We start from the raw sequence: 25781 nt of genomic DNA, 5'->3' as shown, positions 1-25781 counted from the left end.
AGGATGGACGGCAACCGTCAACCCTCTTGGTGATACCTATTTTATGAACAATTAGCTCAGAGGACTGGACGTTTGCCGCGGGTGCATATAATTTGGGCGCTCTCAGGTTATTCTAATGAGAGGCAGTGCATTCAAACATCTCAGGAGGCGAGAGGTCATGGCGCAGATCACGTTAAGACCGGATTTAAAGACTGCTGGCGGGGAAGTGTGCGACATTCTTGTCAATCAACGCTATGTGGGATCTCTGACTTTACTCTACAGAGAATCGGATCGGATGGCCGGTTCGGTTCAATTGGATGAAAGCTCTTTATCCGAAGAAACCAAAGAAGAAGTTATTCTTTTCATTCAAAATCACATTCAAGCTTTGGTTGACGCTCTGGACTTGGAAGAATGCGATGTCGTAGTCACTTACAGCCCGTATGACCTGGTCATATCCTCGGATGATCACGATGCTTTTGCGGATCGGATCGTGGATGCAGAGGACGAGCTTTACTTGGACGATGCCAATAACGATTATCAATGGGCCGGCGATGAGGCGAGCTTTAACGATGTGGACCCGGAGTCCTGGGAAACATCCGAGGCGGATCTGGACGCTGTAGATGAAGCGGAATATTATGATTTGTCGGACGATCTGCTTGAAGGCAACGAATATGAACTCGTTATTATCGACGAAGCGCGCAACCGGGTGGATTACCATGTGTATGACCAGGACCAGGAATTTGTAGCGGAGATCTTCGCCAAAATTTACGGCAGAGACCTTATCTGCACCGTGAATTGGATGTTTGAGCCCGATGAAGATGAGATCGATCTGGTTGCCGACCTGCTGATGCAGGATTTTGATGAAGATGAAATTGACACGGCTGTCATTCATATGAGCTTCGAGGGCAAGTTGGTGGAAACGATCGAATTGACCCATGAGGACCTGCTGGATGAGGCAGACGATGAAATGTACATGGACAGCGAGGATATGGACGAGGAAGAATATTCGGTCATGCTGACCCGTGATGACGGAGATACGCTCACTTATGAGATTTACCAGGACTCTTACGGCGAGCTGCCGATCGGAACGGCCACTGTCGATATCAGCCAGCGGCAGTTGACCGGTTTTATCGATTTCCGCGAACCGGGCTCTGCCGACGACCGCGAGTTCATTGTTTCGATGCTGATGCAGGAACTGGATAAAGAAAAGGACTACGACGGTCTGAATATGTCGATGATGTATAATGATGAACTGATCGACGAGATCTTCGTGGAAATGGAGCAGGTTCACTGATACGGCGGCAGGGGGGCATATGCCCCTCTTTTTCATGTAGAGGAAATAATGTTTGGCGGCTGCAGATAAAATGCTGATAAATTCGACAAACTTGGGGATTGCGGCGGGGTATGGTCGCATCGGTTGCTGGTGTTCAATCCAAATGCAGCACCGCAGCTTTTCCTGTGAACATATGCAAAACCTCCACGTTGGAGCAGCCCCTGGAAGGCCGGTTTACAGTTTCCCTGGCAAATTTGTTCTTTCAAGTTTCGACAAAAAGTTGGATAATAGGGAAGGAGCGGTTTTAGGTCGCAGCTTGGTTTGGGGGCATGGTTATGAAGTTGAGCCAGGAAGAAATCTCACATATGGTTTTTCTGACTGAGGTTATATTGAACGGAAAAAAGAAATCCCGTATGGAAGCGATGCTGCAGTGCTTGCTGTATGTCGTCAAATCGTTGGAAGAGGTAGAACTGCCCGATTCCGTGGCGGAGAATATTGCGGAGCTGCTCAGCCATACGGAATTGGAGCTGCGATCGGAGAATGACCGGCTTCAGGAAATCAAGTCCAACTTGCAAAAATAAGTGAATCGGTTCACATGCAAGTTTTCATTTGCTCCCGCGTAAATATGAAAAGATTGAGCATTCATATGATCGCGTGCTATAATGAATAGTATTTTTTTAACGATAGAGGTGGTGCTCGTGGGTTACGAAATCCCGAGAAAAGTCCAGATCTTAGGTCAGGACATTCAACAGGACCAATTGAAATATCATCACAAAACAGTGCTCGTTTCCAAGGAATTTACATTTGACAGCGCGCATCATCTTCACTGCTACGAGGGCAAATGCCAGAACCTCCACGGCCACACTTATAAGCTGCAGGTGCTCATGGCAGGCAAAGTGGATGAGAGAGGGATTGCGATCGATTTTACGGATATCAAAAGGATTGTCAAAAAGCGGGTCCTTGACCGGCTTGACCATAAATATTTGAACGAAACGCTTCCTCCGATGAACACGACTGCGGAGAACATGGTCGTCTGGATGTATGAGCAAATCGACGGAGCTTTGAAGGATGAAGGCTTGTACCCGGACATCAAGCTGGAAGAAATGCGGCTGTGGGAAACGCCGACAAGCTATGCGGCTGTGACCAGGGCATGGATGGAGGAAGAGTGAATGCGGGATATCAAAATACCTATGGTGGAAATTTTTGAAACCGTCGAAGGAGAAGGCACCCGCGCCGGGTTTCCAACGGTGTTCGTCCGGCTGTTCGGCTGCAATCTGCGCTGCACCTGGTGCGATACGAAATACAGTTACCCTCCGGAAGAAGCGGAAAGCGTAATGACGATCGCCGAGATTGTGGAACAGGTCAAGCGGTATTCGTCGAGGCATATCTGCCTGACGGGCGGGGAACCGCTGCTTTATAAAGAAAAATCGCTCGCTTTGATCGAGGCTCTTTTGGAACTTGCGCATATACAGGACATTCATATCGAAACGAACGGCGCGGTGGACCTGCAGTTTTTCATGGAGCGCGTGAGCTCGCCGAAGGTTCGTTACATCATGGACTACAAGCTGCCGGCCTCGGGCGAGACGGACGCCATGCTGCTTACCAATCTGCCTCTGCTTCGCGGCCAGGATGAACTGAAGTTTGTCGTCGGCAACGAGGCCGATTTCCGTGCGGCAAAGGAGCTTTTGGAAACCCATCCGACGAAGGCGCTGCCTTTGTTCAGTCCGGTGTGGGAAACGATGCCCCCGGTGAAACTAGTAGAGTTAATATTGGCTAACGGCTTATCCCAAGTGAAGCTGAACCTGCAGATGCACAAAATCATTTGGGATCCCGCGGCCAGAGGAGTATAGGAAAGAGGTGCGGCTATGATGAACGGAGAGTCTGCAGCAAATAAAAAAGCGGTTATCATCCTGAGCGGCGGCCTGGACAGCACAACTTGCATGGGAATGGCCAAAGACCAAGGGTACGAGCTATATCCGATTTCTTTCGATTACGGGCAAAGACATAAGAGAGAGATAGAGAACGCGAGACAGGTGGCCGCATTTTACGGTACGGCCAACCGGCATACAGTAATCCAGCTGGGATTTCTTCGCGATTTCGGGGGCAGTGCGCTGACCGACGACAGCATTGACGTGCCTAATGCAGCACAAGGAGGCATCGATGCGGACGCTTCGGAAATTCCCGTCACCTATGTTCCGGGGAGAAACCTGCTCTTCTTGTCCATTGCCACTTCGTATGCGGAAACGATCGGAGCGCAGGCCATTTATATCGGAGTGAACGCGCTCGATTACAGCGGTTACCCGGACTGCCGCCCCGAGTTTATCGAGAAGGTGCAGGATGTAATCGCCTATGCGACCAAGGTGGGAGTAGAGGGAAAGCCGATCTCTATAGAAACTCCGCTGGCGGATATGACGAAGGCGGATATTGTCAGCGAAGGCATTCGGCTCGGAGTCCCATACGAGCTGACCACTTCATGTTACAACGGGCAGGAGGAAGCCTGCGGCGAATGCGACAGCTGCCGGCTGCGGCTGAGAGGGTTTGAGCAGGCGGGGTCGAAAGACCCGATTCGTTATAAACAGTTGGTCTGATGGGATCGCGAGCAGCAAAAAAGCGGGAAGAGCCAATGGTCTCTTCCCGCTTTTTTGCTGCTGCAGTCTGTGTCATTGCTCCTTAAGAATGTAGAATCCGTTGGGTGCCAGCTTTAAATTCAACACACCGTTCGAAACAGCTAGCGCCCTACCTGCGATCAAGTCTGTCCATTTGCTTTGTCCGCACTGCATCGTGTATTCGGCTGCATTCTCGTCGCCGTTCAATATAACAACAATGCGTTCGCCGCCGGACGTGCGCTCGTACACTACTGTCTTATCGTTCTCCTTGCAGTGCAGGAAAGCGATAGATCCATCGCGCAAAGCCGGCTCGCTTTTACGGATAGAAATGAGCTTCTGGTAGAAGCGGAAAAGCTTCCGATCCTGCTTCTCCGTCTGCCATTCCATACATTTGCGGCAGTCCGGATCGTTCTCGCCGCTTAATCCGATTTCATCGCCATAAAATATGCAGGGGGTACCCACATAAGTAAACATCACCGCTGCGGCCAGCATCTGCTTTTGGACGTTTTCACCGCAAACTGTGAGAATACGGGCGGTGTCGTGGCTTCCGAGCAGGTTAAACGCCACCTCGTTGACCTGGCGTTGATGGCCCATTAAATTCGTTGTCAGGCTGTGGGCAAATTGGGCGCCGTCCGCCTTCCCCGTCACGAATTTATGCATCGCATACATAAAAGGATAGTTCATCGCCGCGTCGAATTGGTCGCCCTGCAGCCATACCCGAGCGTCGGTCCAAACTTCTCCCAGGATGTAAGCGTCGGGATTGAGCTCCTTAACCAAGTCCCGGAATCCCCGCCAAAATTTATGGTCCACTTCATTGGCCACATCCAGACGCCAGCCGTCAATCCCCGTTTCTTCCATCCACTTTTTCACCGTGTCGTACAAATATTTCTTGACTTCCGGATGTTCTGTACGGAGCTTTGGAAGAGATCCTTCAAATCCGAACGCTTCATAAGAAGGGACTCCGTCTTTTACCGTAATCGGCCATTCCTTGACATGGAACCAATCGGCGTATTCGGAAGCCTGCCCGCGCAGTATCAAATCCTGGAAAGGAGGAAAGCCTTTTCCCGAATGATTGAAAACCGCATCCAGGACAACCCGGATTCCTCTTTCATGGCACGCCTTCACCAGTTTTTTAAGCGTCTCTGCGGTGCCGAAGTGAGGATCAACTTTACGGTAATCTACAGTGTCGTATTTATGATAAGTGTGCGCTTCAAAAATGGGAGTGAAATAGATCGCGTTCACGCCAAGCTCGCTCAAATAGTCCAGCCGGTCGATCACCCCCTGCAGATCCCCTCCGAAAAAGTTGTCCGCTTCCGGCTTGCCGCCCCAAGGCTGTACCTGCTCAGGGTCGTTCGAACGGTCGCCGTTAGCGAAACGGTCGGGCATAATCTGATAGAACACCGATTCCTTCACCCAGGACGGCGGGCTCAATGTATCGCCAGCATGCAGGTAAGGAAACTCAAAGAAGCCTTCAAACCCTTCGGGCGTCTCATCGGGAAAGCCATTCTCCGTGAACCAACGGACGTCGTCCCCCGAATGCAGCTCGAAGCCATAGACCAGACGTTTATGCGGAGGCTGCACCTCCGCCTGCCAATAATCGAATAGAAGGTCCGTGCCGATTTTGGACATGCGATGCCGGCTGGAGGTTCCCCCCCAGTTGTATTTGTCCCCTGCGATTAAATAGGCTGCATCGATATCGTCTTTCTTCGTCCGCAACCGGATATGTAAGGTGCGCTCATCATATGCATAGATCCAATTGTTTTTGATGCGGTGATAGATAGCTTCCATCTGCATTGAACAATCCCCCCGAGTAAAAAATTTGTAGAATAATTTACTTTCTCTTTATCCGGGAACTCACTTTTTTAAACAAGAAAAAAGCCCCTCACGGAGCTGATCGTGAATGTCAGCCTGCTCGGAGCGCAGTCGCCATGGGACTTACGAGGTTTCCGAGCGCTGCCGTTCTTTCCAGAAAAGCACGGTCAGCATGCGCTCCACCCATTCTTTGTCTTCTTCCGTGAGCAGTCTGCCGTCAAATATGAGCTCATTGTCCCGCAGAAATCGGCGCAGATTAACCGGGCTGCGCTCGAGGACTTTGTCGGAGGATTTGGGCTCAAGATATCCGGCCAGCTCCATTAAGGTGTCATAGGAGGTGTTCAGCCCTTCGGACAGCTTCATCAGGACATCGGGAGAAGGTATTCCCCGGTTGCCGTTCTCCAGCTGGGAAATGTAGGCGGTAGACACGCCTGACCGGTCGGCCAGCTCCCGTATGGTAAAACCTTTCAATTTGCGCAAGTCTTTCAAGCTTTCGTAGAAATCCAAGGAATTCACCAACTTTGAATCTGGATAATGCGGGGACAGCTGCCGCAGGTAAATATTTGTATAATAATTGTAGTTTATCAGCTATTGACACCGCCTTCAAATAAAAACTTAAAACAAAAGTAAAATTTAATATAACAAAAGTTATCATTATTTGTTGCTTTAGTAAATTCATGTGTTATAATGGGAAAAATTGAAGGTTTAACCAAAACATCTCCAAGATAGGAAGTGCACTGAATGAAGATCCACGCCAAAACTGAAGCTTTTGCAAAAGCGAGAATTTTGAAGGGACTCACCCAGAGGGAATTAGCCGCCCGGTGCGGAATCAGCTATGCTTACATTTCCCTGCTGGAAAGGTCGTTAAAGAGCGTGGGACCGGCTACTGCCAAGAGAATCAGCGAAGAACTGGAGAAGCCGGTGGAAGAAATATTTGTTTTCAAATAAAGTTCAAATAAGCTACACGGAAACGATGGCAGACGATTTCCTGCCTTTTGCGTAGGGCACCACCCGGTTCTTGCCTGTCGTTTTGGCGGTATACATGGCTTCGTCGGCTCGTTGGACCAGCTCTTCCGCAGACAGCTTTTCTTTATGCTTGCTGAATCCGATGCTAAGCGTCACTATCGTCTCCTGCTCGACTCTGCGCCTGATCTTCTCTGCGATTTTATCCGCTTTGGCATCCTCCTCCATAATCAGCGCAACCATCTCTTCACCGCCGTAACGGCCGGCATAGCCGAAATCATCCGTTTCTTCGCGCATGATCCGGGCCACCTGCCGCAGCACCTCGTCGCCGACCTGATGTCCTTCGGTGTCGTTCAGCAGCTTGAAATTGTCGATATCGGCGAAAATGACGGAGACCGGTATTCCGCGATTCAAACAGCGGGCCAGCCGGTTATAGACAAATTTGCGGTTATACAGGCCGGTCAACCCGTCGGTCACCGAAGAATGGTACATAGCCTGCATCAGCTCCAGCACCCGCTCGAACAGGATGAGGAACATCAAAAAGTAAAACAGCACCGGAAGGTCGTATTCCAGGAAGGCCAGCACTGTTTGAACGCCTTTGAACATGTAACTGTTCAGCAGATGCGAAATTTGTGCGAAAAAATATATGGTTGCGCTGATCTGGAATTTGACCGTTTGGCCGATGGAAGGCGCGACCAGGTACAGGCTGAGAAAAATCAGCACGAACATATACAGCTCCAAGCCTATTCCCCGCCAGAGCTCCTGCGCTTCCGCCGCTGCCGAAAGCATAAATCCCGGAGTATAGAAATATGGCAGCGACAATGCAGCGGCAGCGGCGAAGAGCCCGAAAACGAACAAATAATGCTTGGTCCGGGTCCGGTTGTAAAGCTGATAGATGCCCATGTTGATAAGCAAGTAGGAAACGGTTTTTAGCAAAAGAGACAGGTAATTGGAAACAGGCGCCGCCGTTCCCGATTCCATCCGAAAGAGCAGGAGATAATGGACGATCAGGATCAATAGAGACACAGTCGTGGAGAAATAAGCTTTCTTCCGGTGGCCGATCAGCAAGCGGACGGATATGGCCAGCATCATGACCAGAATCACCAGTATAATCGTATATGTATAAAAATGTCCCGTGGAACCTGCGATAAACTCAAAGTTGGCCACTGGCCGTCCCTCCGCATCAGGCGATTATGTGCTGTGTAAAAAGTACGAAAATGCCGATTTTTTCTGCACCCATACTATTTTACCATAATTAAGGGAACGCATGTTTGATTTTTTTAAGGGGAAAGACTTTCATGCCGGGTATGGGTAAGGTTGAAATTTCCCGGGCCGGGTATGCTTTTCTATCTTGCCGGATGGAGTTACAATAAAGGGAGAGAAATAACCCCGCAAAGTGAAGTGCTGCCATGGAGCTTGTTCCGGGTGCTTGACGGCCGCGGGGAGCTGGATAAATAATAGATAGCCGACGGAGGGAAATGATGAGAATTCTGCAAGCTATGTTCTTTCCACCGGAGCAGCCGGGCGGGGTGTCTTCGATGGTGCCCTACCTTGTGGAGCCTTTTAACGGAATAGGTTGGGAGATGGATATTTTTTCCTTGCCTAAAAGAATCCGCAGCAAAGGCACCGGAGAAGTAGTATTTACAACCTTCGATTGGCGGGATTTCGCCGGAAACCCGATCGTCGATAAATATATACAAACTTATAAAGACTATGTCTGGTGGACCAAAATGCGGATGACATCGAAATACGACCTTATACATGCCCATCATCCGATTGCCGCATTGGCTATGAAAGAACTGTTTCCGGAGACACCGGTCATTATGACCATCCATTCCTCTTTCGAAAGGGAATTGCTGCTGAACGGAAGAATCGAAGAGAACGGCCCGGAACAGGCTTTTCTTATTTCCATTTACGGGGAGCTGGAGTATAAGCTCGATCAAATTCTGACCGTGTCGAACGCTTTCAAAAAATATTTGTCCGAGTATATGCAGGATCCCGACAGGGTCGGAGTCATTCCTAACGGTTTCGACGAGAGAAGATTCCGGCCTGTCATCCACGATAATACCGTGACCCAGTTTATTACAGTCTGCCGTCTCGTGCCCGCCAAAGGGCTGGATACGCTGCTGCTCGCGTGCGGGGAATTGAAAAAGCGGGGACACAATTTCGTGCTTCACCTTATCGGGGACGGACCGATCCGGCAGGAGCTCGAGAAGCTGGCGGTCGACTGCAATATATATGAGGAGACGATTTTTTACGGCTACATGCTTCATCCCGAGGAGTTTATGCCGTTCTTCGACGTGTTTGTCCTGCCTTCCCGCGCGGAATCGTTCGGTTCGGTGTTTGCGGAGGCGGCTTTGTGCTGTCTGGCATTAGTCGGTACGAATGAAGGCGGAATTGCGGAGCAAATCGAACACGGCAAGAACGGGATGCTGGTCCCGGTAGGGGACCCTATGGCGCTGGCATCGACACTCGAGAGAATGGTGACCGACGCCGCTTACCGCAATCTGCTGGCCAGGAACGCGTGGGAGCATGCCAAGAACAACTACTCCCTGAACCGGGTCATGGCCCAACTGAAGGCGGTGTATGAGAGCCATAAAAGGCGGAGCTGAGAGCCGGTTTGACGCCGGAGGAGCGAATCGATGCCGATGGTTGGCGAGAGACGTGGAGCGGCTTGGTGGAAAGAAAGAAGAAAACCGGAGGCAATTTGAAACTTGACAGATAAGAAGAATTGGAGCTGCGGGGTTGGAGGTTTTTTGATTTGAAATTATTTCGTTTTATACATGCCGCGGATCTGCATCTGGACAGCCCCTTCCGGGGGATGCAGTCTCTGCCGGAAGCGGTCAGGGAACGGGTGAGGGAGTCGACCTTCACCGCCCTGAACGGACTGGTTGAGCTGGCTGTCCGGGAAACGGCCGATTTTGTGGTGATCGCAGGAGACGTCTACGACGCGTCCGACCGGTCCCTGAGAGCCCAGATCCGCTTTCAAAAGGCGATGGATGCCCTGCACAAGCACAATATACCGGTATTCATCATTCACGGAAACCACGATCCGCTGGACGGACGGGGAGCGCAGCTGAGCTGGCCGCCATCCGTCCATTTTTTTCCGGCTGACGATGTGAGGACGGTGCCTGTGCGTATCGGGGATCGCGGCGTCGTCGCACATATCCATGGGATTTCTTACGGATCGGCGGCGATGACCGAAAATTTGTCAGGCCGTTATGCCGTAAAGGATGCGTCCGTATTCAATATCGCCCTGCTGCACACCAATGTGGACGGCGACGGAGCGCATGACAACTATGCCCCATGCCGGCTGGACGAACTGGTCCGCTCGGGATTCCATTACTGGGCCCTTGGACATATACATAACCGGCGGGTTCTAAGCGAACGGCCGCCTGTCGTCTATCCGGGCAATCTGCAGGGAAGAAGCGTCCGGGAGACCGGCGCGAAAGGCTGCTATGTTGTCGATGTGGCGGATGATTTTCGGACCGCTTTGGCGTTCCATGCCCTGGATGATGTGCGGTGGCAGGTGGAACGGCTGTCGATTCAAGGGATGGAGAATGTGCAGGAGCTGAAGGATGCTGTAGAAAATGAAATGGAGCGCGTCCGGACGAAGGCCGGGGGAAGGGCCTCCGTTATCCGGCTTGTGCTGGAAGGCAGAGGCCCGCTGCATCGGCTGCTGGGACAGGAACCTTTGCTGCGGGATTTGACGGCGGAAATTCGTGACGCCGAAAGCGGCAGAGTGGACTTCGTCTGGATTGAGTCGTTTGAGACGCAGACCGGGGCGGATCTTGACCGGGAGGCATTAAAAGAGCAGAACGGTTTCCTGGGCGAGCTGATGCGGATGTCGGAGCGGCTCGCAGACGATCCCTTAGCGCTTGGGGCCTTCGCCGACCGGGCTCTAGAGCCGCTGCAGGGGCACATTAAGCTGGGCAGGCATTTAGCAGGCGCGCGCAGCCATGAAGAGCTGCAGGCGAAGCTGCGAGCTGCTGAGGAGCTTATCCTCGAAAGCCTGGCTGGCGACGGGGGGTGGGATGGATGAGGATCGAATCCATCGACCTGAAAGGCTTTGGCGCGCTGCGCGACCTTACGCTGCGTCCCGGTCCGGGGTTGACGCTGTTCTATGGCGCGAATGAAGCGGGCAAGAGCACGCTGATGGGATTTATCCGGGCGACGCTCTTCGGCTTTCCGCCCCGGGGCTCCTCTGCAGGCCGGTACGAACCGCTGCACGGCGGCGTCCACGGCGGCTCGCTCACGCTTCTTGACCGGCAGGGACAGCGGATCCTGGTGGAACGTTATGCCGGAGGCCGGGCCGGAGCCGGAAGCGCGTCAGAGGCGGGGGCCAGAGGAAGGAGCTCCTCCGGTACGGTGAAGGTTACGCTGGGGGACGGCACGGCCGGCGGTGAAGAGCTGCTCCGCTCGCTGCTCGGGGGGATGAGCGGGGAGCTCTACCGCAGCCTCTTCGCGTTCGGGCTCAGCGAGCTGCAGGAGCTGAGGACGCTGCAGAGCGAGGAGATCAGCGGTTATTTGTACAGCGCGGGCCTTGGAACTACAGGCCGCGCCATCATGGAGACCGAACGCAAGCTGGCGGCGGAGATGGAGCAGCTGTTCAAGCCGAGAGGCCGGAACCAGGAGATCCACCGCCTGCTCCAGGAGATCGAAGAGACGGAAGGGGCGCTGCGGCGGGGGCGCGAGCAGGCTGGGCGGTACAACGAGTGGACCGCCGCAGCCGAGGAGCTCAGCCGCCGCATCGAGGAAGCCGATGCGGCACGCAGCAGGGCAGCCGGCGAGGCCGCCTGGCTGGAGCTGTGCCTCAAAGCGGGGCGCCACTGGCCGCGGCTGCTGGAGCTGCGCAGGGAGCTGGACGAGCTCCCTGCGATAGAGGCTTTCCCCGAGGACGCCGTCCCTCGGTGGGAGGCACTCGGCCAGGAGTCGGAACGCCTCCTGGCCGAGCGCGAAGCGAAGCTGCGGCGCAGCCGGCAGCTTCAGGCGTCGCTGCAGGCGCTAAGCCTGCAGCCGCAGCTGCTCGCGCGCAAAGCGGAGCTGGACGCCATGCTCGAACGGATCTCGTCCTATCAGGACGGGATCGTTCGAGCGGCGGAGCTCCGCGCGGAGGCGCGGCAGCGGGAGCAGGAGCTGCGCGGGCTCCTGCGGCAGATCGACGAGCGCTGGGACGCCCGGGCGCTCGCAGCCTTCCCGGCGACGGTCGCCGGGAAGGAGCTTGTCCGCCGGTTCCAGCGGCGGCTTGCGGAGCAGGAGCGGCAGCTGTCGCTCCTGTCCGCGGAAGCGCTGCGCGCGGCGGAACAGTACCGCCGCGCGCAGCGCGAGAAAGAGCGCCAGCGCGACCTGGCCCAGCGGCTGGCGGAGAGCCTGTCGGCCCGGTATCCGTGGCCGGACCGGCTGCCTGAGGCGGACCTGCCCGCTGCGATCGGGCAGGCCCGCAAGCTGTTCCGCCAGTGGCGGCAGGCGGAAGACGAGCTGCAGAGCGAGAGGCGGCGGGAGCAGGACCGCCTTCGCTATGAGGAGCTGCTGGCGAATGAAAGAGCCGCAGCCAAACCGCCCGCTTCGCGGACTCATCGCCCGGTGATGTGGACGGTGGCTGCCGCCGTGCTTCTGCCGGCTTCGCTGCTCGTATTCGGACAAAAAACCGCGGCCCTCACGGCCTTCATCCTCTTAGCTGCGGCGGCCGCCGTGTTGTTTCCGCGCTCCGCCGGCCCGTCCGGGCGCTCGGACAGGCCCTTCGGCGGAGGCGGCAGTCCGGAAGTGTCCCCAAGGGTGCAGCAGCAGGAAAATCAAGCCAGGCTTTTGAAGCAGGAGCTTCAGTCGCAAACGGAGTGGCTGTCGGGAGCTTTGGAAGCTGCGGTTTCTTCGGACGCCGCCGCAGATGGCGGCCGCTTTGAAACCATTCTGGATGAATGGCAGAGCCTTGTGGAGGACTGGCGCCGGGAGAAGGGCGAATTGGCCCATCAGGAAAGCAGGCTGACGGAGATGAACGAAGCTCTGGAAGAAGAGGCGCGAATTCTGGGCGAGCTTGAGGCCAAGGAGATACAGGCTGAAGAGGAGCTCGCCAAGGTGCGGAGCCAGTGGATGGAATGGCTGGAACAAATGGGCCTCCAGCCTTCCTTGACGCCCGAAACGGCGGGAGAAGTGTTCCTGCTCGTCGAACAGGGCCAGCAGGCGATGCAGCTGGAGAACAACGCGTTGTCCAAGCTTCGGCTGCTGGAATCGGAGCAAAAAGCATTCAAACAGAAGGCGGCCGAATATTTGGGGACACAGGCGGAATCCGACCCCGTGACCGCCCTGAAGAAGTGGAAGGAAGCTGCGGAAGAGCAGGTCCGGCTTCTTGAGCTTCAGGCCAACCTGCAGTCAGAGCTTTCCTCTATAGAGAGTGAGCTTCTGGATTTGAACGGACTCTTTGAAAGAAACGCCGGAAAAATGTCCCGCCTGCTCGAAGAAGCAGGCGCCTCAGGCGAGGAGGAGCTGCGTTCGCGGGCGGCTGTCCATGCCCGCCGCATGCGGCTCAAGCATGAACTGCTGCAGCTTAAAATAGCGTTGGAAACGACGGTGGGCAGGGATCAGCTGGACCGGCTCGCCGCCTGTCTTGAGTCCAAAGATTTGGACACTCTCCAGGAAGAAGCGCGTTCATTGCAGGAGCGCCTGGCTGCGCTGGAGCAGGAATGCGGCGAGCTTCGTGACAGAAGAGGCAGAGTGCGTCGTGATATCGAGGCTTTGGAAGCAGGCAGAGAACACGGCGAGAACCTGCAGCGGTACCAGGAGCAGCTTGCGTCGCTTCAGGCGGCTGCGGACCGCTGGATGATTTTGTCCTTTTCCTTGAACCTGCTCCGCAAGGCGAGAGAAGTGTACGAAAAGGAAAGGCAGCCCGGAGTGCTGGTCCGCGCCTCGCACTATTTTGCCGAGCTCACGGGCGGGCGGTACCAGCGCATTGTCGTGCCGATGGACGAGCAGCGGCTGATGGCCGTGCAGGACGGCCGGTTGATCGATACCGCGCTGCTCAGCAGAGGAACCGCCGAAGCTCTGTATTTGGCCATGAGATTGTCCCTGGCGGATGAATATGCGCGGACGGTAACGCTGCCGATCGTGATGGACGATATTTTCGTCAATTTCGACCGGGAACGGATGGAACGCAGCCTTATTCTGCTCCGGTCGATGTCCGAAAAGCATCAGATCCTTCTGTTCACCTGCCACCCTCACGTGCGGGATGCTGCGGTCAGATGGGTACCCGGCCATACCGGCATCAACTTGTGAAATTTTGCCACACACCTCGGCTGACTCCCGTTCTACTGTCCTGCCGGGGTGCGATTTTCCCCGAAACCTCCAACCGGCTAGATGTTTATTGGGTCCCCCGCAAAGTACCAGGTACCAACTTCAAAGTTTACTTTTCGGCGTTCAGCCACCCTTATTCCTCGTAGATCATCTTAATCGTCATCCCGCCGTCGATGACAAGATGTTGCCCGGTTATGAAGCCCGCTTTCGAGGAAGACAAGAAAAGGCAGGCTTCCGCAATGTCTTCCGGTCTTCCGACCCTCCCTGCAGGGTGCTGGGACTTGTCCCGCTCCGAATGATGAGGCTCCTGCGCACGCGAGGAAAGCTGCCAATCGCTCACTTCGATCCAACCCGGCAGTATCGCGTTCACCCGGATGCCGTACGGCCCAAGGCTGACGGCCATCGCGTGGGTCAATGCGGAGATGCCTCCTTTGGAAGCGGAGTAGGCCTCCGTATTCGCCTCAGACATCAGCGCCCTGGTGGAGGACATATTGATGATGCAGCCTCCCCCGGTATCCTTCATCAGCTTTGCCGCCTGTTGGGAACAGATGAACGTGCCCCGGAGATTAACCGAGAGCACACGGTCAAATGCCTCCAAAGGCAGGTCAAGCGCCGGCCCGTTATGCATGATGCCCGCATTGTTGACGAGCACGTCCACTCTGCCGAAATCGGCTACAGTCAGCTCCAGCCAACGTCTGACCTCATCTTCTCTGGATACGTCCACCCGCATAAACATGGCCTTATTCGTATACTGCCGCAGAAAACGGATCGTTTCCAGCCCGGCTTCCTTGTCAGTGTCCGCGATCGATACGCAGTAACCTTCTTTCGCGTAAGCCAGCGCAACCGCCCTTCCGATTCCTTGGCCTCCTCCGGTTACGGCAACGGTTTTAAGGTACACGGCCCACACCTCCCATGATTTCGATATCTTTACCCAAAAATGTACCAAACTGCGCGTCCAAAGGCAAAAATGCTTTCATCTTTGCAGCTTGGCCTCTTTTACGGACGGGTGGAGTTCTTTCTCCAAATCATCAGGGCGAGCCAGATCAGGCTGAGGAAGCCAAAGAACGGATACAGCGATGACAGCAGCGCTTTGAACCCGATGAGGCTGAAAATATAGCTTAACAGCAGAATCACGGGAATCAGGAAGGGCAGGCCGATGCCCGAACGCTGTCCGATCTGCAGGGCTAATCCGTAGGCGTTGGCAATAAAAGTAGTAAAAATCTCCCCGTAAATCACAAGTATAAACAGGATCTGCACCAGCCTGCCCAAATCGACCACGATATGAGCCATTGGAATTTCAAATTGAACGATACCGGGCATGCGCGCCGACAAAGCGTAGTGGCCGGCAAGCAGCATCAAACCGATGCATAAGCCTCCGAGCAGGCCCCCCCAATAAAGAACACTTTTGCTTTTTACCGTAGAAGCTAGCGGCACGAGGACGGCCTGGGCCGTCATCAAATTAAAAGCAGCATAGAGCAAGGGCGAGAACCAGATTGTGGCGGCCGAATAGTCCGAACTTAGATGAAGCCAATTGCTTTCCCCCGGAAAATGCGTAGTGCTCCACACAGAGGCGAGGCTGAAGCAGATCATCAGCGGCACGACCACCGAGTTCACGGCCACAATCGCCTGAATTCCCCTGGACAGCACCCAATAAGCAAGGCACAGCGTAATCAGGAGGCCCGATTGATAGGAAAGATGAAGCTGCTCCAGGAATACCGTACCGCCGCCCGCCAGCATGACAGTGGTGACCCCGAACAAAATAACGAGAGTAAAGGTGGATATCCAGACTCCGAGCTTTTTGCCGAACAGCAGCGAGTTGAGGTCTTCATAAGTTGTCGCCTTCATATCGTGAGCCAGGACCATCAGCTTCGTGCCCAGCCAAACGAACAGCAGGCTCGCAAGCGTTATCGTGGCCACCGCCCACCAGCCGTACCGGGTAAAAAATTGCAGGATCTCCTGTCCCGTAGCAAACCCCGCTCCCACCACCGTACCCACATACGTGAAGCATACCTGCGCTATTTTGCCCAGATGTCTCATGGGTTGCCGCCCCCTTTGCAAGCCAAGCTCTAATATTACAACGTATGAAAAGCCGGCGACGGCCATGACAAGCTCGCTTGGGAAAAGGGGAAGAATCTGTTAGAATAGGGCTACTGGAAAAAGAACTGGAGTGTGCGTATGGAGCAATCCATTGTCGAGATCATTTCTCAGCACGGTTATTTGGCATTATATATTTTATTGGTTATAGGAATCATCGGGCTGCCTCTGCCTGACGAAACGTTAATGACGTTTGTCGGATCTTTGACCGCGGAAGGCGGCATGCTGAAATACGGCACTACGCTTGTGATCAGCTATTGCGGCGCTATGACGGGCATGCTTGTATCGTACCTGCTCGGCTACCGGATCGGGCAGCCTTTTCTGTACCGGTTCGGCAAATGGGTTATGCTGACTCCGGCCCGTTTGGACAAGGCAGAGGGATGGTTTCACCGATATGGGTTGTGGACGGTTTTTTTCGGGTATTTTGTTCCCGGATTAAGGCAGCTGACCTGCTATTGGGCCGGAGTAACCCGGGTTCCGTTATGGAAGTATGCGCTTTACGCCGGGTCCGGGGGCTTATTGTGGGCTGCCACGTTTGTCACTTTGGGACATTTTATCGGCGGCAGCGTTCAATACGTGATGCCGCTTGTTCACCGGTACATGAGAGCCGCTGTCGCGATAGCTGCGGTCGCAGGCGGGGCGGGGCTGTATCTGTACTGGCGTATGCGTAAAAAAAAGAAGTCCGAGTCTTGACAGGTTGAAGATCTGAACAATTAAGCTGTCTGATCACACCCCTTGCTCGTAGGCAATTCATCCCATGTCCGCAGGCATGGGCTTTTTTGTTCAACGCCTCAAAAAATCCCTATATCTCTCGCATACAACCTCTTAACCCCCTGATTGGTTGGAGCAACTAGATGCTGTAAGTTTACCACCAAAGTGAGTGGAACTCCCAAGTTATAGCAGGAACTTAGGGGAGCCCCAAAATAAAAACCCCGAAAGCCTCGCGGCTTCTCGGGTTTTTCAATAGATTGAGAACAACGTAATGGCTCGGATGATTTGGGTGTCCGGATCGGCGTCCAGCTTGAGGATCGTTCCCTGTGATTTGTAGGTCAGCACGTATTTGGTATTCGTGTCGGGGGTGCCCAACGCTTGGACCGCGTCCTGCGTCGTTTCGCCGAGGCGCAGGCCGTTTAATCCGGGGTCGATGTCGGATGAGCTTATAGTAATAAACTGCAGCAGCTCGAACTGATTGAAGCCGAGAGAAAAATCCCCGTAATCCAGCACGGTCATCGAATCCTTCCCGTTATTCATGACGTATTCCTGAAGCGGCTTGCCGAATTGCCGGCGGAGCGTTTCGATATGTGTTAGCAGCTGCGCTCCGACCAGGGCGGGCCTGCTCGCGCTGTAAGCGTTCTGCCGGTCGATCCGGATCTTGCCGGCGGTTTTGCCTGCTTCAGGCAGCGGATGCGCAGAACCATGCTTGGTCTCGACAGTGTCTGCCTGCGTTTTGGGAACCGCCGCGTAAGGAGAAGAAATCTGCAGCGGATTTCCCTGACCCTCAGCTTCGGACGGAAGTTGATAAGCGGCTGCGGAAACCGAAAGGGCGGAGGGCAGCGGGGAGTTATGCAGTCCCGTCACTTCGCAGCCCGGCAGCACAGCGGCGGCCAAAAAGGCGGATAGGGCGGCAGCGATCGGCTTTGGAGTTAGTTTCACCTTTTATCTGTCCTTCCGGATGAGTGTTCGACCATGCCTGAAAATTTTGGCAGCTTGTACTATCATAATCTTGAAAATCCATATAAACAATGCCCATTTTTAGCCAATCGGTAAAGCTGGCGGCGCTGCATTTGGACTTAACTCGTTGTTTCATGGCGCGCTGCATTTGGACTTAACTCGTTGTTTCATTTTGAAGAAAGTGCTTTTAATATTTATATAGACGGTTCTTTCTGCCAAAAAGTTTCATACATAAGTAAAGAAAAGCCCGTTCCACTTGAAACGCTCCTTGGGATTATGATAAGTTAAACAGCAAAGCCAAGGTGGAGGAATGAAGATGAATTTGCTTAAGCAGCGTATTCAAGAAGTGGGCGTTGTGCTATCCGATCAAGTGTTGAAGGTGGATGCCATATTGAACCATCAGGTGGATCCCGCGTTGATCATGGCTTTAGGCAAGGAATTTGCCTCTCTTTACGCAGAATGTGATGTTACCAAGGTGTTAACGGTAGAGTCGTCAGGAATACCGCTGGCCATGGCTGCGGCATATGAGCTTCATGTTCCTTTTATCTTCGCCCGCCGCAAAAAAACGTTAACCACGGATCAAGACACCTATTGCGAGCGAGTGCCTTCCTTCACCAAAGGAATTGTAACGGATATTATGGTTTCCAAGGAATTTCTGCAGCCGCAGGACCGCGTGTTGATCATCGACGATTTTATTGCCAACGGGGACGCCGCCAGAGGGTTGATTCGAATTGTCGAAATCTCCGGAGCCGAATTGGTGGGGGTGGGAATCGCCGTCGAGAAATCGTTCCAAGCCGGAGGCAGAACCATCCGCGAAAGAGGGATCCGAGTGGACTCCCTGGTCAGAATCTCATCTCTTGAGAATGGAAAGATTACCTTCGAATAATCCTTCCATATCATTAGCTTTTCCTTTATAATAAAATTATGTAACATTAAGGAGGCAATGAACGTTATGGGAAGCGAACTGATTTCAGCCGATTTTATGAAAACCCAAATTGAAGAGGCCAAAATTCATTTCGAACGTGCCCTCGATTGTAAACATACAGAGTTTGACGATCTATATCCCTATATGATTGAGCATCCACAGTTTTTTTGGTATAAGCGTTACGTTGCCTGGTCCGAATTGTTGACGGTTATCAAGCTGTGCAATGAACTTTCCCTGGAATGGAAAGGCCAGTTCTCGTCGCTGCAGGTGGAATATCTTGAATCCCGCGTGATGTCCGGCAAGGTGCTGGACTGCTGGTACGAGAAGAACGATTCCAAAGAGCACGTAAGCTGATCCTGTTCATAAATCCAGCCCGACAAACCGTTCATACGGCCGCCGGGCTTTTTTTACGTCTTCGTTGAAACAAGGTATAAAAAGCTGTGAAGTCTGCGTCACTTTGCGGGGTTATAGTATATTCATCTGTTCGATGTGCCGTTTCGTTTTTTGGTCTCCGAGATCGTGGATCATCTGGTAAATTTCTTTCAGATATTCATCGTATTCCACGTTTGGATTATCTTTATGATATTCTTTGTAGGGTGTACCCGCACGGAAGAATGATGCATCGTCGGTATCGGCGCGCTGTTCGAATAAAGCGCTGAGCTTGTCGATTTCTGCGTCGGTAGCCTTAATTTCATACTCGAATTCGGCAGCTTCGGGATCCTCGAGTATTTCTCCCGAACCTACGCGGATGTAATACGTTTTTTTATCCATGGCAGACTCCTCCTCGGTCTTTTTCTTTATACTAACCATCTTTGTGTAAAATGAACCGGCAGATCCCCGCAAGCGGGCCGAGCTGCACGAGCGTAGCTTCTGCACCGATGTTGTTGTATTCTAAGTAAAGGTAAAATAAAAGGAGGAGCAATCATGATCACTGACGAACAATTGGACCGCTTTCGCGTGGAAGGCACCAAGCTCCGGATCATCCGGGACATCCATGAGCAGAACGATGTGAAGGGAATTGTCGTCGCCTGGGATAATCAATCCGTATTGATCCGCAAGCAGAACCGCAAAATCGTAAAACTGGACCGCAGCTACAAATACCAGCCTTTTGAAGAAGCGAGACAGGCGGATTTCATTATGGAGGATTGAGGGGGAACCCTACACGGTTCAGTAGGGAGTGCGGACTCGAGAGAGTTCGAGAAAATTTATTAAATAAAAAACTTGACTTCCAATCTTCAGCCGTGATATTATATTTCTTGTCGGCTACGAGATATTTCCCGATTTGCGGTCGTGGCGGAATTGGCAGACGCGCACGGTTCAGGTCCGTGTGGGCTAACCCCCCGTGGAGGTTCGAGTCCTCTCGACCGCATCACTCAAACAAATAAGCCACTAGACGTTTTTATGTCTATGGCTTTTTTTGTGTTGTAATGTGGTTTATCCTTAACTTTCCGCAATCATGGTTATAGAATGCATAGCCTTTATGTCATAAAGAGTTCATATTTGTCCTTACATCCCTGTAGAATACAAGTATAATATTAATTGTCGATTTTAACATCAGGAGGTACTTACGCATAATGGAATTGTTGATCAGCCTGTTTGTTTCGCTCATTTTGTACAGTTGTGTGGTTATTTTGAGTTTTAGCATTTTTCGCGTCCGCATACGGGAGAACAAGAACAGGATAATCGTCCTTGGAGTTTCCTTGGGCCTGATTAATTTCTTTGTGAAAAATTTACTGCAGACGCCGATCTTTTCGTTGATTATTCTCATTTCATTCATTTGCTTGATCACCATCACAAACAACTATCCCATTTTTTATTCTTTTGTATTTTGCACAACCTCCTTTTTTATCTATGTCGTAATTGAAGTTGTAGTGGATTATGCCATAATGGCCTTAAATTTGACGAATCATGACTGGGTCGCTAATCCGGAAACGCAGTATGCGTTTATGAGCCTGCTTTTATGCGGCTTTTATTTGGCGGTCTCGGCTGTATTGCGGAAATTTGACATCGGATTTTCTTTTATCATCAGGAGATTTTCCAACAAGCAGATTCTGAAGTCGTATAATTTTATGTGGGCCAGTATACTCATGTCCGGTATAATCATTTTCCAGTTTATCATTTATAAAACAGAAATTTTTTCCTTGAATGGAACTATTTTATGGATTCTTTTGTTTGTATTTCTCTCAAATTTTTGTTATTCTTATATTCAAAATAAGAAGTCTATCAAAATCAGGTATCCCAAATAGGATTGGGGTTCAATAAACCTATGTCTGAATTCCTGGCTAATAGAATATCTGTCTACATACACAACAACGTTAAGGATGCTTCCTCGATTGCCGTACTGAAGTACGCGCTGCAGAATCTTTTCAATGCAATCTTTGTCAATATCATTACTTTGACGATCTGCGCATTAACCGGCCATTTCATCGATGGGTTAATTGCCGTGACCGGATTTCCAATTCTGAAATATTTCAGCGGCGGCATCCATCTGAAATCGTCCAGCAGCTGTATTGCCTTCTCCTCAGTATTAATGTTCATCGCTGTTTACATTCCTATCGACTTTTGGTATACCGGCCTTCTTTTTACCTTTGCTTCTATTGCCATTTTACTGCTTAGAGCTCCGGCTGGAATCCACGGAATCAGCAAGATCAAGGAAGAGCATTATTACATTCTTCGAATCATCGCCGTACTGATTGTTTCAGTCAACTTTTTTCTCCAATGGCCTGTTCTTTCGTGGGTGTTTTTTCTGCAATCCCTGCTCTGTCTTAATTCAGCGCAGCGGTTTGTAGATTATTATAAAATATGATAGAAGAGGTGTTGAAAATGAAAGAAATGGTCCTGAAGATGGTAAACAAAGGCTTGACTTCTCTTGCGAAAAAGCTGGTTCTGACCAACTGCGTAGCATGGTGCAACCGCGGAGAAACTCCTGAGGAGCTTTTGAAGTAAATATCGGCAGCAAACAAGGCTGCGAGTGAATCTTGGGATTCACTCGCAGCCTTGTTTGACGTTTGACATTAAAGCATTTATATCTTTTCGGGTGTTTACAGGTGAACTTGCTTGATACAGTCAACAACGCCCCGAAAATCCGCTATATTTCCCAATGCACCCAAAAAAAAAGAAAAGCTCGCGGGCTCTTTTCCGCTGACGCAAACGGAAAAGAGGGGGCCGGAAGCTTTTCTATATAGGAAGAGAGGAGAATAACTATAGGTTATAAAACTGCCCTCCCCGCAGGAAGGTGAGGAAAGGAACGAATCTGCTGCCCTCCTGTTCGAACCGCAGGTAAAGTCCGCTGTCCGTCAATTGATAGCCGGTCAGGGCAAAAGCTAAAGTGGTTCTGCCTGAAAAAGGATGACTCACCAGCGCAATTTTTTGAAACCGCTGCATGTCTTCTTTTAACTGTGCGAAATTATGAATAACGGCGGGGGGCTTGACTACCCAGCCCATATTCTCGTAAGGGTCGAATGAAGCGACGGAAGCTGTTTCCAGGATCTTCGGATCCGGTGTGAAGGATGGTGGTTCTTCGACCGGCGTTTCTGCAAGGATCTCTTTATCCTGTAAAGGCAGCTGTTCCGCAGTTTTGGCGTCAAAGATCAGATTCTTTCCGTCCAGCTGAAGCTTCCACAAGGCGTGGAAAGCGTCCTTGTACCAGCGTTCCGCTTTGTAGAACGACGCAAACTGTGCATAAGTGACTGTGGAAGGGATAATTGCCTGCTGCATCAAAGATTGATACAGCGTGATAAGACTGAATAAAGGATGCTCTCCTGTGCCGTATTCGGCAAGCTCGAAGGTGCCGTCTTCCCTGGCGTTGATCACCATATATCCCGCATCTTTGCCATCCTTGGAGATATGGACGATCCAGCCGTGTACGCCGGGTCCCAAAGGATACACGCGAGTTATGGCCCCTTGCCAGGCTTCAAAGCCTTTTTGCAGCTGCAGGGTATCCATCCACTTTTTTATGAAAGTATCCAGATCCCTGCCGCCCGCAGGATGATCGGTGGTCGGCGCCGGGGGCTTATCCGGCGGGGCCTTGCCTGGACTGTTCTCCATCGCAAAGGAAGGGAAGGTCAAGGAAACGGCAATACCTGCAGCGAGCAGGGCGGATGTCAGCCAAATCCATTTTTGCTTCATGATCTTGTCACCTGCTTGGACGTTTCGGGAACGTGTCGATTCAGGCATAGAGGAGAACTGCAAGCTCTATGCTTTAATAGTAAACAATATGTCTGAAAAAGTTTGTTAGAACTTGCATGTCGAAAACTTTTTTTCTGCCAGCCGATCTTGCCGCTTTATGGCGAGTCCCGTCCTGCTGACGCGGTTCATTGCTGCGGCAGGCCGTTCAAATGAAATAAACCGCTGTTAATGACGAAAGCGCCCACTCGCGGACTGTACTGCCATTCCAATTCGTGCCTTCGGTGGTTCCATTGTTCGGTGATCGCAAGCTTCACCTCCGGATCCTCTGTCTCCTTCAGAAGGCTGTCGTAATAGCCATGCACACGCTGGAGTTCTTCCTCAAGCCGGTTATGGGCTTCATAAGACCAGCTGTGGTCATAAGCTTGAAGCTTCCGCAGCAAATATTCCTCCGCCAAATATACGGCTCTTTCCAAAGAATATTGGCCGCGGTTGATATGAACATGGGCAGGGAGCCGCGGCGTGAGCTTCCGGCCGAGCATCTCTTCAAAAAAGTTTTCACGGATCGCTCCGCTGGAAAGATTGATGCCCAAAGAGTGCATCTCGCTGCGCTTCATGTCGCAGGCCAACTCGACCTTCACATTCATATTCAGCCAGGATTCGTATCCGCGGGAGGAGGCTGCGCCTCGGCGCGCCGTCTCGGGTTCCTCGAACAGCTGGACGAAACGTCCCTTGCTTTTGATGGAGGCGAAAATCTGTTCCAATCTCCGGCTTCCGTAGGTGACTTCATCCGTCGGCACCCGGGCAATGACGGGAGTCGGAACGTGGCTGAAGTACCTGCCGAGAACACTGTCCGAATTAGGACTCGATCCAGCAGGCGGCGCGACGGCCGGTTTTGGCGGCTGCTTGCCGTTATCGAGTTTGGCGGGGTCGAGCACCCATTTCATCGTCAGTGTCTCGGGCTCGATACCGCACCTTTCCACAAAGCTCCAGTAATAAGCGCGGTTCGTCAGGTCCTTATCGGCTTCCGCTGAAAGCTTGACCGTGATATAAGCGGGAGTTTTCTCCAGAATCTGGCAGTCCATCGCCTCTAAATACTGGAGGACGAGCGATTGAATTTCCTCAATATTCACGGCTTCACCTCAACCGTCCGTCCGACCGCATTCAATATATTTTGCAAAGGAGCCCTGCCGCTCTGATCCTGCTCCACTTCCGCTTGGACGGATAGAATGTTTTCACTGAGCTCGTCAAATTGCCTGCGAAGGTCGGTGTCGTCCTTGGATTCCAGCACCATTCTGGCGAGCTGGGTTTCGAAGGACGTTTTCTTTTTTTCAAAGCGTTCCAGAATCGTGTCCAGTTCTCCGATCACCTGCTCAAACATGTTGATTTTTTCGTGGAGCAAAGAAAGGATATGCTCCTCGATGGTGCCTTTGGTGGACAGGTTATAGATCCGCACGTCCTGCTGCTGTCCCAGCCGGTGCACGCGCCCGATTCTCTGCTCCACTCTCATCGGATTCCAAGGCAGGTCGAAGTTGATGATATGATGGCAGAATTGCAGGTTGATTCCCTCGCCGCCGGCTTCAGTAGCGATCAGCACCTGCGCGCGGTTGCGGAACAAATCCATCATCCAGTCCTTTTTGCCCCGGTTCATACCCCCGCGGTAGGGTACGGCGGAAATATTATGGTCCTTGAGGAACTTCATTAGATATTCCTGGGTCGCCCGGTATTCGGTGAATATAATCACTTTTTCCCCGGCCTCCCGGATGATTTCAAGCACTTTGTCGCCCTTGGTATTGGCTTTGATTCCGCGGATCATCTCCACAAGCTCCCAAATGCGGGCACGCACCGGGGAATCCTCCGTGGTTTTCTTGAACAGGTTGACCAAGGTGATAAACACCGCGTCCCGTGAGGAGCACACCTCCCGCTGAAGCGTCACCAGTGCGAGGATGGAGGTGATGTCTCCCTTGGCATCCTCATATCTGCCTTTTACAAAATTCGTCACCCCATCGTACAGCTTCTGCTCTTCAGGAGAGAGCGGCAGAATGATATTTTTCACCATACGCTTCGTAAATTCCACATTTCCGTCGCCTCTCCGGTTGCGGATCATGATTTTGGAGAGCTCGTGCTGGAGCTGTTCCTGGTTCTTGGGTACCCGCTTATCGACGACGAAGTTCGCCTGAAAATTTCCCTGTGCCCCCAATTGGCCGGGTTTAAGCAGGGTGATCAGGTTATACAGCTCGCTCAGATCGTTCTGCACCGGAGTGGCGGTCAGCAGCAGGCAGTATTTTTTTTTCAGCTGGTTGACGAACTGGTAGTTGGTGGTTTTCTTATTCTTCAGTTTGTGCGCCTCGTCGATGATCACCATATCGTACTGCATGCCCATGACCATGTCCCTGTGGGGATTCCTCTTGGCCGTGTCCATGGAAGCGACGATGATATCGGCGATTTTCCACATGTAATCTTTCTTCTGGGCGGCGGCGGGAATGCCGAATTTCTGGTTGAGCTCACGGACCCACTGCAGCACGAGGGAGGCGGGCACGAGGATCAGCACCTTTTTGACCAGGCCGCGCAGTATATATTCTTTCAGGATAAGCCCGGCTTCGATGGTCTTGCCCAGTCCCACCTCATCTGCAAGAATCGCCCGTCCCCGCATTTCGTTCAGAACCTTCTGGGCGGTCTCGATCTGGTGCTGCATCGGCACGATTTGAGGAATATGCTTCAGGCACTGGAGCTCGTCAAAGCTATGAATCAAGCCCGTCTGCTCAGTCTGGTAGGCAAGCTGGTATAAGGTCCAATGGTCCCAGGGGCCGTTGCGTTCGGATCTCAGCATCATCTCTTCCAACCATTCCCTGTCAAAATGAAGCTGGAGACGTTCATGGATATGGCGAATAGGATCTTGCAGATCTGTTCTACGCATATATGGCCTCCCTGAGCGGTTATTTTTCATGAAAGTTTTTCTTAGTATGGTCGAATCGGGATTCTTTCATAACCTTCCTTTCTATTTTCAGGATAAAAGTATGGTTTTCTGCCGGAGGTTGTTTTATCATTA

Annotated in this window: 25 protein-coding genes and 1 tRNA gene; 16 read left to right on the top strand and 10 right to left on the bottom strand. The window is 52.2% G+C overall.

Going from position 1 to position 25781, the window contains the following annotated elements:
- Positions 1–157 precede the first annotated feature (157 nt).
- From ACZ5N7_RS08775 to queC, 5 genes are all read left to right on the top strand, one after another.
- Positions 158–1273: a hypothetical protein gene (locus ACZ5N7_RS08775; protein ID WP_464658786.1), complete on the top strand. Its 1116-nt coding sequence runs from the start codon at positions 158–160 to the stop codon at positions 1271–1273.
- A gap of 314 nt (positions 1274–1587) precedes the next feature.
- On the top strand, positions 1588–1833 hold the full coding sequence (locus ACZ5N7_RS08770; protein WP_464658784.1) for a hypothetical protein: 246 nt from the start codon (positions 1588–1590) through the stop codon (positions 1831–1833).
- Positions 1834–1950: 117 nt separating this feature from the next.
- Positions 1951–2421: a 6-carboxytetrahydropterin synthase QueD gene (gene queD / locus ACZ5N7_RS08765; protein WP_464658782.1), complete on the top strand. Its 471-nt coding sequence runs from the start codon at positions 1951–1953 to the stop codon at positions 2419–2421.
- On the top strand, positions 2422–3102 hold the full coding sequence (locus ACZ5N7_RS08760) for a 7-carboxy-7-deazaguanine synthase QueE (protein ID WP_464658780.1): 681 nt from the start codon (positions 2422–2424) through the stop codon (positions 3100–3102).
- A gap of 15 nt (positions 3103–3117) precedes the next feature.
- Positions 3118–3840, top strand: a complete 723-nt coding sequence (queC, locus tag ACZ5N7_RS08755; RefSeq protein ID WP_464658779.1) for a 7-cyano-7-deazaguanine synthase QueC — start codon at positions 3118–3120, stop codon at positions 3838–3840.
- Between the two features lie 72 nt (positions 3841–3912).
- On the opposite strand, the gene ACZ5N7_RS08750 is transcribed toward queC, so the two are convergent.
- Both ACZ5N7_RS08750 and ACZ5N7_RS08745 read right to left on the bottom strand, forming a co-directional pair.
- Positions 3913–5652, bottom strand: coding sequence for an alpha-glycosidase (locus tag ACZ5N7_RS08750; RefSeq protein ID WP_464658778.1), 1740 nt, complete (start codon positions 5650–5652; stop codon positions 3913–3915).
- Between the two features lie 141 nt (positions 5653–5793).
- Entirely contained in the window at positions 5794–6177 is a 384-nt protein-coding gene (locus ACZ5N7_RS08745) for a helix-turn-helix domain-containing protein (protein ID WP_464658777.1), read from the bottom strand.
- A 234-nt stretch (positions 6178–6411) separates the two neighbouring features.
- Between ACZ5N7_RS08745 and ACZ5N7_RS08740 the strand changes: the two genes are divergently transcribed.
- Positions 6412–6618, top strand: a complete 207-nt coding sequence (locus tag ACZ5N7_RS08740; RefSeq protein ID WP_464658775.1) for a helix-turn-helix domain-containing protein — start codon at positions 6412–6414, stop codon at positions 6616–6618.
- Between the two features lie 12 nt (positions 6619–6630).
- Here the strand turns inward: ACZ5N7_RS08740 and ACZ5N7_RS08735 are convergent, their stop codons facing one another.
- Positions 6631–7800 carry a GGDEF domain-containing protein gene (locus ACZ5N7_RS08735; RefSeq protein ID WP_464658774.1) on the bottom strand — a complete coding sequence of 390 codons (1170 nt, stop codon included), beginning with the start codon at positions 7798–7800 and terminating at the stop codon, positions 6631–6633.
- 314 nt (positions 7801–8114) lie between these two features.
- On the opposite strand from ACZ5N7_RS08735, the gene ACZ5N7_RS08730 reads away from it, so the two are divergent.
- The 3 genes from ACZ5N7_RS08730 (at position 8115) to ACZ5N7_RS08720 (ending at position 13899) form a co-directional block, all read left to right on the top strand.
- Positions 8115–9245, top strand: a complete 1131-nt coding sequence (locus ACZ5N7_RS08730; protein WP_464659203.1) for a glycosyltransferase family 4 protein — start codon at positions 8115–8117, stop codon at positions 9243–9245.
- 149 nt (positions 9246–9394) lie between these two features.
- A complete protein-coding gene (locus ACZ5N7_RS08725; RefSeq protein ID WP_464658772.1) occupies positions 9395–10675 on the top strand; it encodes a metallophosphoesterase family protein in 1281 nt (426 codons plus the stop codon).
- Positions 10672–13899, top strand: a complete 3228-nt coding sequence (locus ACZ5N7_RS08720; protein WP_464658771.1) for an AAA family ATPase — start codon at positions 10672–10674, stop codon at positions 13897–13899. The genes ACZ5N7_RS08725 and ACZ5N7_RS08720 overlap by 4 nt, the downstream gene beginning before the upstream one ends.
- A gap of 151 nt (positions 13900–14050) precedes the next feature.
- On the opposite strand, the gene ACZ5N7_RS08715 is transcribed toward ACZ5N7_RS08720, so the two are convergent.
- Positions 14051–14815: an SDR family NAD(P)-dependent oxidoreductase gene (locus tag ACZ5N7_RS08715; RefSeq protein WP_464658769.1), complete on the bottom strand. Its 765-nt coding sequence runs from the start codon at positions 14813–14815 to the stop codon at positions 14051–14053.
- 98 nt (positions 14816–14913) lie between these two features.
- Complete coding sequence (locus tag ACZ5N7_RS08710) at positions 14914–15954, bottom strand: YkvI family membrane protein (protein ID WP_464658767.1); 1041 nt, start codon at positions 15952–15954, stop codon at positions 14914–14916.
- Between the two features lie 138 nt (positions 15955–16092).
- On the opposite strand from ACZ5N7_RS08710, the gene ACZ5N7_RS08705 reads away from it, so the two are divergent.
- Positions 16093–16704: a DedA family protein gene (locus ACZ5N7_RS08705; RefSeq protein ID WP_464658766.1), complete on the top strand. Its 612-nt coding sequence runs from the start codon at positions 16093–16095 to the stop codon at positions 16702–16704.
- 267 nt (positions 16705–16971) lie between these two features.
- On the opposite strand, the gene ACZ5N7_RS08700 is transcribed toward ACZ5N7_RS08705, so the two are convergent.
- Positions 16972–17664 carry a hypothetical protein gene (locus ACZ5N7_RS08700; RefSeq protein ID WP_464658765.1) on the bottom strand — a complete coding sequence of 231 codons (693 nt, stop codon included), beginning with the start codon at positions 17662–17664 and terminating at the stop codon, positions 16972–16974.
- Positions 17665–17998: 334 nt separating this feature from the next.
- Between ACZ5N7_RS08700 and ACZ5N7_RS08695 the strand changes: the two genes are divergently transcribed.
- Positions 17999–18568 (top strand): xanthine phosphoribosyltransferase, encoded by a 570-nt coding sequence (locus ACZ5N7_RS08695; protein ID WP_464658763.1) that lies wholly within the window; start codon positions 17999–18001, stop codon positions 18566–18568.
- Between the two features lie 66 nt (positions 18569–18634).
- Positions 18635–18961 carry a hypothetical protein gene (locus ACZ5N7_RS08690; RefSeq protein ID WP_464658762.1) on the top strand — a complete coding sequence of 109 codons (327 nt, stop codon included), beginning with the start codon at positions 18635–18637 and terminating at the stop codon, positions 18959–18961.
- A gap of 111 nt (positions 18962–19072) precedes the next feature.
- Here the strand turns inward: ACZ5N7_RS08690 and ACZ5N7_RS08685 are convergent, their stop codons facing one another.
- Complete coding sequence (locus tag ACZ5N7_RS08685; RefSeq protein ID WP_464658761.1) at positions 19073–19378, bottom strand: hypothetical protein; 306 nt, start codon at positions 19376–19378, stop codon at positions 19073–19075.
- Between the two features lie 153 nt (positions 19379–19531).
- Here ACZ5N7_RS08685 and ACZ5N7_RS08680 point away from each other — a divergent pair, with 153 nt between their 5' ends.
- The 4 genes from ACZ5N7_RS08680 to ACZ5N7_RS08665 all read left to right on the top strand — a co-directional run bounded on the left by ACZ5N7_RS08680 (position 19532) and on the right by ACZ5N7_RS08665 (position 21553).
- Positions 19532–19756, top strand: a complete 225-nt coding sequence (locus ACZ5N7_RS08680) for a hypothetical protein (RefSeq protein WP_464658760.1) — start codon at positions 19532–19534, stop codon at positions 19754–19756.
- A gap of 135 nt (positions 19757–19891) precedes the next feature.
- Positions 19892–19976 (top strand) — tRNA-Leu (locus tag ACZ5N7_RS08675).
- 897 nt (positions 19977–20873) lie between these two features.
- On the top strand, positions 20874–21413 hold the full coding sequence (locus tag ACZ5N7_RS08670) for an accessory gene regulator B family protein (RefSeq protein ID WP_464658758.1): 540 nt from the start codon (positions 20874–20876) through the stop codon (positions 21411–21413).
- Positions 21414–21430: 17 nt separating this feature from the next.
- Positions 21431–21553: an AgrD family cyclic lactone autoinducer peptide gene (locus tag ACZ5N7_RS08665; protein WP_464658757.1), complete on the top strand. Its 123-nt coding sequence runs from the start codon at positions 21431–21433 to the stop codon at positions 21551–21553.
- Between the two features lie 255 nt (positions 21554–21808).
- Here the strand turns inward: ACZ5N7_RS08665 and ACZ5N7_RS08660 are convergent, their stop codons facing one another.
- The 3 genes from ACZ5N7_RS08660 to ACZ5N7_RS08650 form a co-directional block, all read right to left on the bottom strand.
- Positions 21809–22735: a hypothetical protein gene (locus ACZ5N7_RS08660; protein WP_464658755.1), complete on the bottom strand. Its 927-nt coding sequence runs from the start codon at positions 22733–22735 to the stop codon at positions 21809–21811.
- Between the two features lie 185 nt (positions 22736–22920).
- Positions 22921–23865: a YqhG family protein gene (locus ACZ5N7_RS08655; RefSeq protein ID WP_464658754.1), complete on the bottom strand. Its 945-nt coding sequence runs from the start codon at positions 23863–23865 to the stop codon at positions 22921–22923.
- Positions 23862–25649: a DEAD/DEAH box helicase gene (locus tag ACZ5N7_RS08650; protein WP_464658752.1), complete on the bottom strand. Its 1788-nt coding sequence runs from the start codon at positions 25647–25649 to the stop codon at positions 23862–23864. The genes ACZ5N7_RS08655 and ACZ5N7_RS08650 overlap by 4 nt, the downstream gene beginning before the upstream one ends.
- Positions 25650–25781: the final 132 nt, after the last annotated feature.

The organism is Paenibacillus sp. JCM 18996, assembly GCF_055392555.1.
The sequence above is the reverse complement of the archived record's forward strand: the minus strand, read 5'-3'. Positions and strand labels throughout refer to the sequence as shown.

Excerpts from the sequence above, each read along its gene's own strand:
- ACZ5N7_RS08775 (WP_464658786.1), top strand. The coding sequence starts at position 158 with ATGGCGCAGATCACGTTAAGACCGGATTTAAAGACTGCTGGCGGGGAA.
- ACZ5N7_RS08770 (WP_464658784.1), top strand. The coding sequence starts at position 1,588 with ATGAAGTTGAGCCAGGAAGAAATCTCACATATGGTTTTTCTGACTGAG.
- ACZ5N7_RS08760 (WP_464658780.1), top strand. The coding sequence starts at position 2,422 with ATGCGGGATATCAAAATACCTATGGTGGAAATTTTTGAAACCGTCGAA.
- queC (WP_464658779.1), top strand. The coding sequence starts at position 3,118 with ATGATGAACGGAGAGTCTGCAGCAAATAAAAAAGCGGTTATCATCCTG.
- ACZ5N7_RS08750 (WP_464658778.1), bottom strand. The coding sequence starts at position 5,652 with ATGCAGATGGAAGCTATCTATCACCGCATCAAAAACAATTGGATCTAT.
- ACZ5N7_RS08740 (WP_464658775.1), top strand. The coding sequence starts at position 6,412 with ATGAAGATCCACGCCAAAACTGAAGCTTTTGCAAAAGCGAGAATTTTG.
- ACZ5N7_RS08730 (WP_464659203.1), top strand. The coding sequence starts at position 8,115 with ATGAGAATTCTGCAAGCTATGTTCTTTCCACCGGAGCAGCCGGGCGGG.
- ACZ5N7_RS08720 (WP_464658771.1), top strand. The coding sequence starts at position 10,672 with ATGAGGATCGAATCCATCGACCTGAAAGGCTTTGGCGCGCTGCGCGAC.
- ACZ5N7_RS08710 (WP_464658767.1), bottom strand. The coding sequence starts at position 15,954 with ATGAGACATCTGGGCAAAATAGCGCAGGTATGCTTCACGTATGTGGGT.
- ACZ5N7_RS08705 (WP_464658766.1), top strand. The coding sequence starts at position 16,093 with ATGGAGCAATCCATTGTCGAGATCATTTCTCAGCACGGTTATTTGGCA.
- ACZ5N7_RS08695 (WP_464658763.1), top strand. The coding sequence starts at position 17,999 with ATGAATTTGCTTAAGCAGCGTATTCAAGAAGTGGGCGTTGTGCTATCC.
- ACZ5N7_RS08690 (WP_464658762.1), top strand. The coding sequence starts at position 18,635 with ATGGGAAGCGAACTGATTTCAGCCGATTTTATGAAAACCCAAATTGAA.
- ACZ5N7_RS08685 (WP_464658761.1), bottom strand. The coding sequence starts at position 19,378 with ATGGATAAAAAAACGTATTACATCCGCGTAGGTTCGGGAGAAATACTC.
- ACZ5N7_RS08680 (WP_464658760.1), top strand. The coding sequence starts at position 19,532 with ATGATCACTGACGAACAATTGGACCGCTTTCGCGTGGAAGGCACCAAG.
- ACZ5N7_RS08670 (WP_464658758.1), top strand. The coding sequence starts at position 20,874 with ATGTCTGAATTCCTGGCTAATAGAATATCTGTCTACATACACAACAAC.
- ACZ5N7_RS08665 (WP_464658757.1), top strand. The coding sequence starts at position 21,431 with ATGAAAGAAATGGTCCTGAAGATGGTAAACAAAGGCTTGACTTCTCTT.
- ACZ5N7_RS08660 (WP_464658755.1), bottom strand. The coding sequence starts at position 22,735 with ATGAAGCAAAAATGGATTTGGCTGACATCCGCCCTGCTCGCTGCAGGT.
- ACZ5N7_RS08650 (WP_464658752.1), bottom strand. The coding sequence starts at position 25,649 with ATGCGTAGAACAGATCTGCAAGATCCTATTCGCCATATCCATGAACGT.